We start from the raw sequence: 14312 nt of genomic DNA, 5'->3' as shown, positions 1-14312 counted from the left end.
CTAGTGAAAACGACGACGGAAAACCATCATTAGACACAATAAGCCGTAAACCATAGCGCCACCGCTTGAGCTAGCATTATTCGCTGCACCATCGGCGCTTTGTTGCTCACCAGCCTCAATAATAAAGTCAACATAAGCAACTGAACTGTTCATGCCATCACTGGCATGAATTTTAGCGGCAAAGTTACCAGATACACTAGGTGTACCCGAGATCACACCAGCACGGCTAATGATTAGCCCAGCTGGCAGGCTATCGCTGGTAAATACCAACCTGTCACCGTCAATATCGCTAAAGTTAGAGGAAATATTTATTGCTGACATAGCTTGATATTTGGTAAGTGCGATATCGGTTAACGCGCTAAGCAATACTGGGGCATTGTCGTTATCATTCGTTACATTAATTGTAAATGAATAGCTGCCACCACTAATTTTACCCATGGTTACATGAACCTTAAGCTGATAGCTGGCTAGTGCCGCATGGTTAAGTTGACTGCTGTCTCGAACCGAAATTATGCCATCGGTAGAAACTTGGAATGGCTGGTAAAGTTCACCACTAGATAAGAACATCTCTACGACAGGTAGATTAAGCAAGGTAGTGTTTTTCCATTTTAGCTTGCCGATAACAGTACCATTTGGTGCGTTTTCGTTAATGCTAAATCTTTGCCCTGCAGCAACTGCTGGTACTGAACCACGCGGCTCTGCGATAGCAAAAAAGTCTGTGGTTGGGTTAAATAACGCCGCACCAACACCACAACGTTGTCTGTCAGCAAACAGCTCACAGGCATCATCATTGATCCAAGACACTCTAATTCTTGCACCAGGCTCTACCAATATGCTGTCTTGCCAGTCATAGTCTTGCTGATCTTCAAAGTTTTTATGGGCAACTTTGATCAAGGTACCAGAATATAAGGTGTTGCCTTCAGGCAAAACCTCAACAGGGGCTAAAATCCCTTTTAGCTGAAGATCTGTTGGACCAATATGAGCATAATTTTGATCAAATTTTATCTGTTCAGGCATACAACGTCCTAGCGTATCACCGGCGTCTATATCACAAATAATTTGGCCTGGTTCAGTAATAGGTGAATTGAATTGCAACGCTCCAATAAAACGATCATGAGATATTGCACAAGTATATGCCGTATCGCCAAACCCAGTTCGCGTACAAGTTGGCGCAAGCTCGGTTGGTGCAAAAGAGAAATAATCTGCCATGCTAAGATCGGTTACGTCGTTATTAAAAATACGAATACAATTGCCTTGGTAATCTTCAACAAAATTGTTTTCACAGGCTTCAACTTCTGGTTGTGCTTCTACTGTAGTGTGCATTAAACCACCAAGTTTGAAGTTATGTAATAACACATCTTCATCGGCACTAGGCACGGTAGAACGGTCTGTTGTAACAATAACGCCAAGGTAATCGTTAAAGGTATCTTCATTAATATCGTCGTGGTGTAAGTCGTTAGTACACACACTAGAGATCAAGGTTTTACGATTTGGTGAGATCACCAGTGGCAAATCGATTTCTGTTATACGCGCAGAGCGATCAGTTCTATCTTCAGGCATTGATAAATCGTGGAAGAAACTGCTAACCGTACCATCTTCCTTGGTCCTAACAGTAAGTTCAGTTAACTGGGTAGTACCAAGAATGGTGCCAAGAATGTAATTATTAAAGTTGGCATCTTCAACACCTTGTTTACTGAACAGTTTTATCGCATATAACAAACTACCTATACGGTCACTATGGTTCGATCTCGGCATATCAAGTGGTTCAAAAAACCTCACCATAAGTGACAGTTTATGTCCAGATTCACATTGCGCTTCTGGGTAATAACCACCGCCAAGCTCAGAAATGATACGGCCATTGTTATTAGCCAGTTTCTGTGGTTTTCTAAGTTGTTGGAAAAACAGCGGCATAGCGTATAGTTGCTGAGCAACAGTTGACTCGTTTACTAATTCGGTTTGAGTGCTGGTAAATCGAACTGGATATTCAGTGTGATCTCTAATATCAGCATTAAATGGCAATGGAATGATATTGTCGCCAATGACTCGGTGCGCCGTAAAGTCTTGCACTGAATCATCAACTTCCATAGCTGTGGCCATTGTTGGTAGCAGCAGCCACGGCATTTCAATAGAAGCAGCTTTATTAACGTCATGGGTAAGAACAATATTGCCTTGCAATGACATTTTATCCCACGTTGCTATCGCGTAATCTGCACCTGAAGAGATTAAGCCTTGGTCAAGGTGACTGGCATCAAGTTTGAACGTTACTGGCACAATTTGCTGTGAATGTGGCGCAAGTGTAATGGTGCTAGGGAAGCTAAATGTTAAAGCGTTATTACTGGTTTTTTCACCATTGACAACAATTTCACTGGTGTAGGTTTGTTGTTCATCACTGATATTTTTGATTAAAATATTGCGACTAACGGCCTGATGGCCAGCAGTGGCAAGAAAGCCTAGATATAAGCTTGGTTGTTTGCTGTCATGGTCATACATTAACACTGCAGAGCTGTTAGCCGCTAATGGGTTAACCTGGCCACCGCCAATTTGAGGCACACCCCAATTTGGCATGGCAATATCACTTTTAGCGGTATTAACAATTAATGCCTTAACTTCTGCCGGTGCTAATTCGCGGTTGGCTTGCATAATGCTAGCAGCAGTACCCGCAACTTTTGCCGCAGATAAAAACGGCGTACCTTCCACTTCCCAAATACCAGTACCGCTGGTAATTGCTGCTCCGGCAGTTTTGCCTAATACCGATAACACATCCGGTTTAAGCACTGAGTCGCCACGGCTTGGACCAATGGCTGAAGCAGGGTCTACTTTATAGCTATTGTCTGCTTGTTTTAATGATGTACCAACCGATAGCGCTTCTGGGGTTATGGCACGAGCTGAATAGTTAAAGTAGCTATGATAATATTTAAATTCAGTTTTGTACTTACCATCTTCAATTATTTTTTCGCCATTTTCATCGAAGACCAAACTGTAATACTTACTATTATCAGAGGCTGAAATAACCACCAAAGCACCACTAGCCGCGACTTGACGTAAGGCTTGTATTTCTACTTGTGAGCCATCCGCGCCCAATTCGCCTTCGCGATAAAAAGCACCATCACCAAAGTAGTCATTGACTAAGATGATATCGGCAGCATCGGACATATCACCATCTAAATTAGGGTCCATTGAAAATTCAAGGGCCGCTATAAGATTGGCTCGGGTTGCGCCGATACTGACGGAGCCGCCAAAGTGCAAGCCATGGGCTTTGTAAGATAAAATTTTAGCATCAGGGGCGGCTTGCCTTATTAACGATGCCGCCATGGTGCCATAACCACCTTTATATTCGTAACCACGCCCATCGGTATAGTCGTTAGCAAATTCTATTGGGTTATAATCGTATGTTCTGACTTCAGAGAATAAATCGAAACCGCCAATAACGACATCATTAGGAAATCCGCTCCAATCATTGCCGATGTTTTCATAGGCATCTAAATAAGCTTGTAGCGTGCCCTTGCCACCCAACGATTTATGGGTATAGTCGACACCCTGGCCGATAATTGAAACAACAACCGAGTCACCGGCATCGTTCACTCTTAACGACGCATATGGGCTTTCTTTAGCCTGCAAACTAATCGTCGATAAATTTTCGGCAGTATTGATTGAGGTAACCATAGGATGTGAAGAAAACTTATCGGCCGTCTCGGCATTCATTTGCACGAAAATGCTATTAGTTACGGCGCGGTGGCGCTTGATTAAGTCAACGCTAGGGTCTGCGGCGTATAATTCAGCTAGTAATGTGTCTTGCTCAGCGCTGATTAATTCAACGGCCGAGCTGCGATCCAGGCCAATGGCTACATAGTAGTTATTTATGGCTGGTTGCGATTTGAGGGTAATTGCATATCCGGCTCGTTGCTGGCTATCTGCAGTTGCAAACGCTGGAACCGATTCTGCGCCAATCTCTAAATACTGGGTACTTGGAGAATGGTTTTCAGCGGATGTTGAAAACGCTGTAGCTACCAATAATGCAAGAGCTGATGATTTAAGCATCATAATTCTTGTTCCTATAAAGTTACGCCATACAACGATGAACAATCATTGTTTTAACCAAAATACAGTTAAAATAGGCGGTTAAATTAATATCGCAGGCAAAATACTGGAAAGGTTTAGAACAGGCAACACTAAGAAGTTGAAAGTGTTTTTTTTTATTTATAATTTATCTTTGATTAGTTATTTATTTTCAATGTTTACAGTATGTTAAGCTAAAAAGCGATTAGGTTTCTTTTGCTATTTTTTGCCGTTGTAATAGACCTTACGGCAGTACATCAGCTAGCAGTATTTCTATATTTTATCTATGTTTATCGTACTTAAATGGCGGGTACGATCATTAATATGCTAAGTGCGGGTGTTGTTACTCGGCATATCAGTAAATTACTTTGCCAGTAGTAGCCGATCTTTTTAGCTATATAACACCGCTTGCTTCATCACATTTGTAACTAATACCAGTTCCATTAAGTTTGTGCTCTTGTTGTGCGAAGGAAAAATAAATCAGGGCACAGGTTTATTGTTCCAGACTTAACCTAAGCACCTACATCCGTGTAGGCGAGGCGCTCGATTGATTAGGACAGGATGTCCGTAAGTAGAATAATGCAGGAGCAATTATCGAACAACAGCTGTCTATTGGGATTGAGAGCAACGCAGTCATGGAGTATTTTAACCAGCACAGATGGGCAATAATTTAATGATATTGGTATAAGTGAGCAATGCACTGGTACAGTGTGTAGATAGAGTAATGAAGGAACAATTACCGAGGATGTGAATGAGCGGCCCTGGCAGTTTGCATTCCATCATCCCTGAAGTAGCAAAAAAAAGCCGGTAGATACTCTACCGGCTTTGCTTAGGGTTAATCGATTTCATCAACTATTGCCGACAAATTGTGCCCTCTTCACAACCGCCTGGAATGCTATGAAGGGTTATTTTTGACATGTCTAAGGTAAACGGAGTTGCATCATAATTCGTTTGTCCTTTACCATCTCGGTCGCCCTCTTGCAACGTGCCATGAACAGGGTAACACTGGGCTGTATTCGTGTCTTGCACCCCATCACACCTTGGGAAGAATGGCTGAGTATGATCTTGCTGCCAAGTAATGGCTACATCAGTACTAAAGCGCATACCATTAGGGTATAGTTCTTCTTCTGCACTCCATAAATTCTCGGTAAGTTCACAGGTAGCCATATTGGTTGTTGCATCTAAGGCTGAACAAGTAACTAGGACTTGCGCGTAGTTTACTCTTAATAGAGTCAAAATCAGACGGTTTTCAAATCCAGCAATAAACTTATTATTTGGTTGTATTGACTGATCAAAGTCTATGCTAAACGTTGTACCATACCAGGTTTTGTTACGAATACCGTCCCACTCGTCGGCTTCGGTACAAGTCATTTGTTGTGAGCCTGCGTCGGCAGAACAAAGCGTTTGACCAGTAATAAGTTGGCGTGACTCATAACAAATTGGCGCTGCCAGTTGTGCCGATTCTACACAATGGATCCTATCCAGTTCTTCTATGGTTTGATAACTGCTTGAATCTCTGTGATTGGTGCCTAATTGAGGTAAGTCAAATTGAAAGTCAATGGTTACGTCAGTAAACGGGCCGCCAGTAATTATTTCACGATCATCCCAGTCGCCAAAATACACGGTTTCTTCAGTCTCTGCTTTCGCTGCAATAACAAGATGGTCTTCTTTTGAAAGAAAGTTACCGGTTAAATCAAGCTCTGCAGGTAAATTTGGCCAAGCAATGATTATAGTCACGTCGCTGATATCGTTATTCTCAAGCTGTAACGATTGAAGATTTAGCAAATTAGCAAGACCGTCAAGCGAAGTTATATTATTATTTTCTAAAAGCAGAACGGTCATTTCTGTACTGGTAGCTAAAGGTAACAGTGACGTAATATTATTGCCCGATAACACCAAATTGCTGAGTTGTGGCTTGTCTGCCAGGGCATCGATAACTGCAACATTGCTATCAGATAGATTAAGCTCAACTAACTGACTAGCATTCGTCAGTGCTGAAATATCAGTGATGTTATTATAACTTAAATCTAAATTGGTAAGCTTAGTAAAATCTGCTAATACCGAGATATCTTCAATATTGTTATTGCTTAGATCAAGTTCAGTAAAATTAGCAAACACAGCTAAATTACTAATATCGCTTAAACCAGTGCCCTCGTCATTACCATTACCGTATAGGGTCAGGGTTTGCAACGCCGGCAAAGTACTGAAATTTGCTAGGGTAGTGATTTTTGCATCATGAGCAAGCAAGGTAGTTAATACTTGTTTTCCCTCAAGTGGAGTAAGATCGGTTACCGCACTGTCACTTAGGTCTAACAGCTCAAGTCCGCTAAATTGACTAAGCGCAGTAATATCAGCAACATTGGTGTTAGCCAGATTTAAATCTTTCACTAATGTTAAATTCGATAAAGGTGAGATATCAGCAATAGTTGTTCTACTTAAGTCTAACTTTTCTAAATTAGTAAGCTCAGCAAACGGCTCAACACTGCTAATGTTGGTATTGCTTACGTCAACTTCAACTAACTTAGTTAAACCGGCAATAGAGCTGATATCAGTGATACCAGTATCTTGGATCGTTAAACTTTCCAGATTAACAAAGTGGGCTAAAGGGCCATTTTCTTTTAAATTCGGGTAGCCTGGACAGCGTAATATAGTGATATCGTGCGCATTAACTTGCGTCCAACTGTCAACGTCATCTATGGTGCTAGGTGGAAAAGATCTTATGCTTTGCTGAATACAAACGGCAAGAAAGTAAAGGTATGGGTCGTTTTCAGGATCATCACTAACAAAGGTAATTTGTTCAATGCGCGGTCCCCATATTTCAGCGTTGAACGGTGAGTAATCGTATGGCACTTGTGTAGAGTCGGCATCTTGTATACCATCATTATCACGGTCGTCATCATCGATGTCAAAGATACCATCACCATCGAAATCAGGAAATTCACTGATCAATTCATTGCCTAAAGTTTGCACACGAATATAATCAATTAATGTTAAACCATCAATCTCGGTGGTATCTGAGTTAATACGTGCTAAAACGTCAATATAGCTAGTTTCATTGCTTAATAATTCGTACGTATCTTCAACACCTGATGGTAATTCGTAACCGTCTATATCAACAATGGCTTTAATGACTATGGCACGTTCGATTAACTTAGGTAAGGTGTTAGCAGCATCGGCATGCGCAGGGTCAAAATAGGCATATATAACGTCATAGTTTTCCGCCGTTACGAGTGCACCTTCGGCATTAACATCGTCGCCTTGCGCGAGTTCAATCGCTAGTTGTTGAGCTAAAAAGTATTTTGCCGTCGATAAGTTGGTGACGTTAACATTAAAGTCTTCAAACAAACCGAGTTGATTTTGAGAATTAGCCTTGGCCACTAATTTTTCAAACGTCGTCAGCAGTGAAATTAATTTAACCCCTGGCTGAATGTCAGGTTGACCAAAAGCGGTAATTTTAACTAATTCTTTAAAATTACGCTCATTAACATCGATGGTAAGATAATAACCACCGGTACTATTCGCAGTGGTTTCAAAATTTTGGTCACCTACGTTGATAAAGATTTCAGCATTAATGATTTCTTCATCAATTGCAGTGCCGGCAATAAAGAGTTCTTGGGTAAGTGCTGCACTGGTAAATGAGAAGAAGTCGGTAGCAGTTTCATTGTCATTATCGGTAACAGTAACTTTAAAAGTAATCACTGTATCTTCATCAACGTCAGGCGCGGTGAAGGTGATTTCTGGGCCTTGGCCACCGGTAAAGCTCATCCCATCGAGATCAACTGACCACTCATAAGCACTAATAGTACCATCAATATCGTCAGCTACTGCTTGTAAGGCGATGGTTTCTCGCTCTAATGAACGATTCGAGCCTTGAATTTCAACGGTTGGTGCAAATGTCAAAATTTCAGGCGCATCACTTGAGTCGCTACCACTACCACCACAACCGGTTAATAGTGTTGCTGTAGCCATACTTCCGGCCCATAATATGTCTTTAAACTTTAGGTGTAACCCCATTATATTTTCCTATATCAAGATGAAATATATTTAAATGCATCGAAGTGAACTTCGATATTTAAGCGCTTCACAGATGAAGCTTTCTTATGAACAACAAAATAATAGGATGGCTACCACAAGGCAACAGCAGGCTTGTTGATTTATTTTTAATAATATTTTTATTTATTCTATAAGTACTTAAAAATCAATTAATTAGATAATTTACAATCGAAGCGAAATGTCGATTTAGAATGACTTACTTAATCCTAAATATAGACGTGCTCGTTTATGTTAAAGCGTAGGTTGAACTTTATTCAACAGTAGCTTTTGTATGTAAGTTCTAGGATAAATTGCGGCAAATACCGTTTAAAAAACAGTATCTGCGGCTATAAAAAGACGTGCTACTATATGTGGTTATGATCTTACAAGTGGCAATGAATAGATATCACCATCAGAATTGGCATGCATACTGATCAGCACTCTACTTGGCGCAGATGCTGCTACTCCTTGATGAGCTCGAATCGTTTTAGCTGGATAGCTCAAAACCACTTCATCGGCGGCGTTGTCGTGATACAACATCAACTCATCTGCATTGTCATTGCGGCGCAAATAATAAAGCTTACCTGCCATCCAGAAGAAGTTGCCATAATCGTTTAAGTTTAGATGATCTATAATTTTTTCAAATGTTGAGTTTTGCGGATCAAAGCGCCAAAGTCCCTGCTGGTTATTTCTTGACATATATAAGTTGCCGTCACTGCCGGCAATGGCAAATATTTCACCTGAGTTACTAATTTGTGACACTTGCTTAGTGTTGATATCGTAAACAAATATGCCCATTTTTCCATCTTTACTGGCAGAGAAAAACAGACGATTTTCATCCAATGACCAAGACAGATTTTGCATATTATAATTTAAGTTTTCAACTAAACGAAATTCTCCGCTGTTAATATCGGCTAGATGTAGACGTCCTCGCTTCTCACCTTTAGCGGTAACAATAAGCGCAATTTGTTCACCCGATGGTGACACCGTCGGGATATGCATTTTGCCAATATTATCGGTAAATTGTTTGGATCCTATATTGCCTTTTAGCCAAAGCTCCCAACCATCGGAGCGGTTTGAAAAAAACAATATACTGTCAGATTTAGCAACATATTTACCATATAAATTACGCGAGGATGAAGTCACCCGACGTATAATTTGACCACTGAGTAACGAAATATCAGTAATATACTCACTGGCTAGAAACCGTGTTACAAACAATTCATTTGTTGCAGCATTGATGGTGATACTGCCCGGAGATGGCGTATTATCGATAAGCTGTTCCGATTTGTTGTTTAAGTCTAAAGCCACAATGTTATACAAACCATTGGCGGGTTTATTAATGAGTAGTTGCTGGTTGTGTTCATCCCAAGCTAAGGTGAGTATTATGGTATCGAATACAAACAGGCTTTCAAACTCTGGTTGCTCTGCAAGATAGTTGTTTACGATCAGCAAGTCAGATGAATCGCCATATTCACGAATAATGGCAATTCTTTTGTCGTTCTCAATGAAAGCCACCGATAAGTCTTCGCTATTATTGCTACTTACCGTTAATGGTTTTGACTGCTGTGTATTTAGATCATGCAAAAATATAACAATGCCATCGTCACTAATTTTATTGTAGGCCAATGTTTTTCCGTTACGGCTCCAATCTAACGGATGACTACTCAGTTTGGTACGACAACCATCATCTATGAATCGGTCTTTGTTGGTGATCAGGTTGTAAATTCGCACTTCACAAACGTCATCTTCAGTAAAACGAAAATAAGCAACTTGCTGGCCATCAGGAGACCAAACCGGTGACGTTTCGTAAGAATCACTCTGTGTTAGTTTTCTAAGAGGAGCTTGTTTATTTTGTAGGTCTTTTATATAAACTTGGCCAATTCGTGCTTCTTTGCGCCATTGAAACACCATAAATTTACCGTCAAGGCTGATACTAGCTTGCGTCTCGACCCCTTCGTTATTGGTGACATGCGCTCCTAAAACTTTACTCTCAGACGGCTGATTAGTTCGCTCTAATTGAGGAAGTAAAATAGTAGCCAAAACAAGCAAAGTAGCCGTCGCAACCGCAATGATGCTTACTGCTTTTTTAGACTTTTGCGGTTTTATCGTTACCGTTTTCTGTTCTTCAATTCCCTGTGCGTTTACAATTAATTGATACCCTACCTTTTGGATAGTTACAATCACCTCATCGTTTTCGGCACCCAGATCAAAAAACGCTTTGCGTAAATGCCAAACAGCATTGGGAAATCCAGTTTTACCAACACCAACATTGCCATTCCAGACTTTTTCAATGGCCAACTCTTTATCGACTATTTGATCAAGACTGACAATAAACAATTTCAATAATTCGAAGACTTTGGGGACTAGTTGCTCGGTTTTATCGCCTAACGAAATCGTCATCCGAGCGCAATCTAACTGCCATCGGCCAATTTGATATTTACGAAAAGGAACTTCAATCATAATTGAAGATCTTTCTAAAAATTAGGTTTAACAGCATCATATTTTCCTATTATCAAGATGACATATATTAAATACTTCGAAGTGATCTTCGATAATTACAGCTTCACTGCTGAATCTATTCTTTTTGACGGACATTAAAATAAACTCAATCAGGTCAACCAATCAATGTTCAACCTTTTGTATTATTTGTAATTAAATTTTAATTATTTTTTGAAACATCTAAAATACAATGACTTACAATAAATAAAAGTAGATTTTGTGATTATCTAATAAGGCATGATGATGACTGTAAATATCGTTTAGCCGTTGTATAGCTAAGGTATTATTGTGATCCGAGCTGCACTGAAATGAACTATCCCTCAGTATTGGCATGCAAATTTATACCTCTTAATGAAGTTATAAACTTTGATACAAACTTTTGCCTGCTAACCAACAAAAATTTACTATTAAATAAAAAGATCTGTAAATACAGATCTTTTTATCTTTGTCATGTTTGCCAATTTGTAATAAGTCACAATAGCGTTAATGTGCTATTACCAACATAAGGCTCCAGATATACATGGGTAATCACGATCTTGTACCGGCGTTATTTCGATTTGTGAAAAGTCAATATCAAAATTGTATTCAGTATTTAATACCGGAAGCTGATCAATCGTTTTGGCCGCTGCTTTAATCTGTGCCGTTGAAGGCCCAGGGGTACAAGTCGCTATCGATGAGCCAATTTCTGCACTACAACGTGGGTAAGTTTCATCTTCATGGTCTTGGGTCCAGCTAATTGTACCAACGAAATAATCTCCGCTAAGTTCACAACTGGCCAAGCCTTGCGCATTTAATGCCGAACAGTTAATGTCGACTTCAACAAAGCTCGATTTTACTAGGGTAAGGATCAAGCGATTTTCAAAGTTAGAAACAAATTGATTATTGGCTTGCAAGGTAAAATCGTAGTCGACCGTAAATGGCTCAGTTTTCCAGTAATTACCACTGCTTGGCGGCCATTCGATACCTTCCTCAGGTCCATCACTACAAGTCATCAATGGCGCATTTTCTTCTGCCGTACATTGCGGAAAAAAGAAATTGGCATTATTAGAAATCCAACATAATGGATAACCATCATGGATTTGATTCATACATGCAACCCTTTCATAGTCGCCTAAATTACTAACACCGGCACTATGAATTAGATCCGTTGCATCTTGATCAATAATGGTTAAAAACTGTTCCGGCTCAACGATAGCGAGGCGGGAAATATAGTTAGCACAAGGACCTTTATAGGCAATACTCTGCTCATCGGCTTTTATTTGCAATAGCTCTACTGGGCTTGACGGATCTGCAGGAGCACACAGGCTCTCATCATCACCATCAAGCCAAAGGGTTAGCGGCAATGTTAGCCAATTGTTAAGTACATCAATATTGTCGATTCTGTTATGCGATAACAACAATGTAGTTAAATTAGTGAGTTTACTCAGTGGCGTAATATCGACCAATTCATTTTTAGCCAAATCTAACTGTATTAAAGTAGTTAAATTGGCGAGATCATTAATGCTTACGATGTTATTACCCGAAGCATCAAAGTCTGTTAATAAAGTAAATAAATTTACCGGTGTAATATTTTCAAAATTATTATTCGAAATATCTAATGTGCTTAGGCCTACAAGTGCTGATAAAGCTTGCAGGTCGTTGGCACTTGAGTCGAGCTGATTATTACTTAAGTTTAAATCAGTTAATAATGTTAAGTTGCTTAAACCATTTAGCACACTACCAGCAGTGATCTCGCCATTAACAGAGCTAAGTTGGTTATAAGCAAGGTTGACATGGGTTAATTTTACTAAACTACTAAGCGCAGCAGTGTTCGCTATTTCGTTATGGCTAAGATCCAGCTCGGTTAAATTGGTTAAGTTGGCCAGCGCTGAAAAATCAGCAATTTTATTGTGGCTTAAATCCAAACTTGAAGTTGCACTTAACGTTGCCAACGGGTCAATATTGCTGATCAAATTATTGTATAAGGTAAATTCTGTTAATAGCGTCAATTTAGAAAAATCGGCTAGCGTTGCTATTTTAGCCTGATGTGCATACAACAATTGTAACTTGGTTAGATTAACCAGTTCACTTAAGTCAGTCACTTGTGAGGCTGAAATATCTAACTGTTTTAAGTTGCTAAATGCCGACACGGCAGCTAGGTCAGCAATATTGGTGCCGCTAACATTCAACACTTCTAAGTTTACTAGCTTGGTTAAAGCAGCCAAATCAGCAATTTTAGTACTAGCTAAGTTTAGGGTTTTTAACTGAACCAGATCAGACAGCGGGCTAAAGTTGCTAACCTTGGTGTTCTGCAGAAGCAGATGCTCTAATTGACTTGCCTGCGCTATAGTTGAAATATCGTCAACATCTGTATCTGCTATTTGCAATATCTTAAGGTTGGGGAAGTGCTTCAACATGCTAAGATCGCTCAACTCGGTACCATTACAATATATTTCTGTGACTTCATCAGCCGGCACAGATTTATAATATTCTAATGGTTTGAAATCATCAGTACCTATATGTGGAATATTCACCGACTCACGCACACAAAACTCTAACCACGAGCCATAAGTACCATCCCAAGGATACTGTATCATACCCAGCTCTGGACTTGATTTAGTGTTGTCGCGATCAAAAAAGTCGTCCTCATCTAACACGCCATCGTTGTCGTCGTCACCGTCTTCTGAATCAACGATACCATCGCCATCAAAATCAGGATTTTCGACTAAATCTGGATCCCCTAACGTTGCTTCAATAGCAGTGGTTAAAACGTTACCTTGAGCTGAAATGTCCCTTAGCGTATCTTTGTAAACCTCATGGTTGGCAGCTAATACTAACGAAAGCGTATCGGAAACCGTGTTTGGCAGGGTATGCTCTTCGTGGTCAATAATTACCTTAAGTAAGCCCGCAACTACAAATACTTGCTGTGAGTTAAGTGAGTTTAGCAGTTCGTTTAATCGACGTTCGGTGGTGATTGGCTGATTGTCATTGGCGGCAAGTGCCAACGCATATTTGGCAGTAGTAACATTGGTTACGTTTAGTCCAAAGTAATCAATGGCTAAAATATACTCTTGCGATGTATCATAGGTCTTAAGCGTTCGAAACGACTCGAGCAATGACACCAATTTAACCCCAGGATTATAATCTTCATGACCAACCGCTGTGAGCTTCACTAACTGGTCGAAGTTTCGTTCATCAACAATTACATCGTTAAAGGTATAAACCCCCGCGGCAGTACCTGTGGTTGTATATTGTTCATCACCTATATCTAGGGTAACTTCCGGGTGTATCAGCGCTTTGTCTTTAACCAATCCTCGTATTACTAAGGAGTCGAAAATGCGCTCACTGGTAAAGTTCATTGACTTTGATACCGTAGCACCATCATCGTCGGTAACGGTTAAGTGAATGGTAAAACTGGTATCTTGCTCAACACTTGGGGCAATAAAGCTAAGGTTTGCGGTGTTGGCACCCGTTAGCTCAACATTAGTACCTTCAACAGACCACGAGTAGCTAGAAATTACGCCGTCGATATCGTCTGCCTGCGCCTTAAAGTTTACCAGGTCATGCTCAGTAGCAAGATTAGCGCCGATGATTTCAGCTTCGGGGGCGATATTAGTAACTTCGGGGGCATTGCCACCACCACCACCGCCACAACCTGCGAGTATAGTGGTTGTTAAAAAACAACCGCATTGTACTATTTTTTTATAATTATTCGTTATTTTCATTCTGTTCCCTAATACTAA

The 14312-nt window shown here is 40.2% G+C and carries 4 protein-coding genes; all 4 read right to left on the bottom strand.

Translation table 11 applies throughout. The features are described 5' to 3' along the window. A complete protein-coding gene (locus RGQ13_RS07435; RefSeq protein WP_348392921.1) occupies window positions 1-4041 on the bottom strand; it encodes a S8 family serine peptidase in 4041 nt (1346 codons plus the stop codon). Between the two features lie 867 nt (window positions 4042-4908). After that, window positions 4909-8070, bottom strand: coding sequence for a leucine-rich repeat domain-containing protein (locus tag RGQ13_RS07430; RefSeq protein ID WP_348392920.1), 3162 nt, complete (start codon window positions 8068-8070; stop codon window positions 4909-4911). Between the two features lie 393 nt (window positions 8071-8463). Then, window positions 8464-10551 (bottom strand): winged helix-turn-helix domain-containing protein, encoded by a 2088-nt coding sequence (locus RGQ13_RS07425; protein ID WP_348392919.1) that lies wholly within the window; start codon window positions 10549-10551, stop codon window positions 8464-8466. A gap of 533 nt (window positions 10552-11084) precedes the next feature. After that, entirely contained in the window at window positions 11085-14294 is a 3210-nt protein-coding gene (locus RGQ13_RS07420; RefSeq protein WP_348392918.1) for a leucine-rich repeat domain-containing protein, read from the bottom strand. Window positions 14295-14312: the final 18 nt, after the last annotated feature.

Source organism: Thalassotalea psychrophila, from assembly GCF_031583595.1.
GTDB lineage: Bacteria > Pseudomonadota > Gammaproteobacteria > Enterobacterales > Alteromonadaceae > Thalassotalea_A > Thalassotalea_A psychrophila.
The sequence above is the reverse complement of the archived record's forward strand: the minus strand, read 5'-3'. Positions and strand labels throughout refer to the sequence as shown.

Coding starts and splice junctions, on each gene's coding strand:
- RGQ13_RS07435 (WP_348392921.1), bottom strand. CDS start 4,041: ATGATGCTTAAATCATCAGCTCTTGCATTATTGGTAGCTACAGCGTTT.
- RGQ13_RS07430 (WP_348392920.1), bottom strand. CDS start 8,070: ATGGGGTTACACCTAAAGTTTAAAGACATATTATGGGCCGGAAGTATG.
- RGQ13_RS07425 (WP_348392919.1), bottom strand. CDS start 10,551: ATGATTGAAGTTCCTTTTCGTAAATATCAAATTGGCCGATGGCAGTTA.
- RGQ13_RS07420 (WP_348392918.1), bottom strand. CDS start 14,294: ATGAAAATAACGAATAATTATAAAAAAATAGTACAATGCGGTTGTTTT.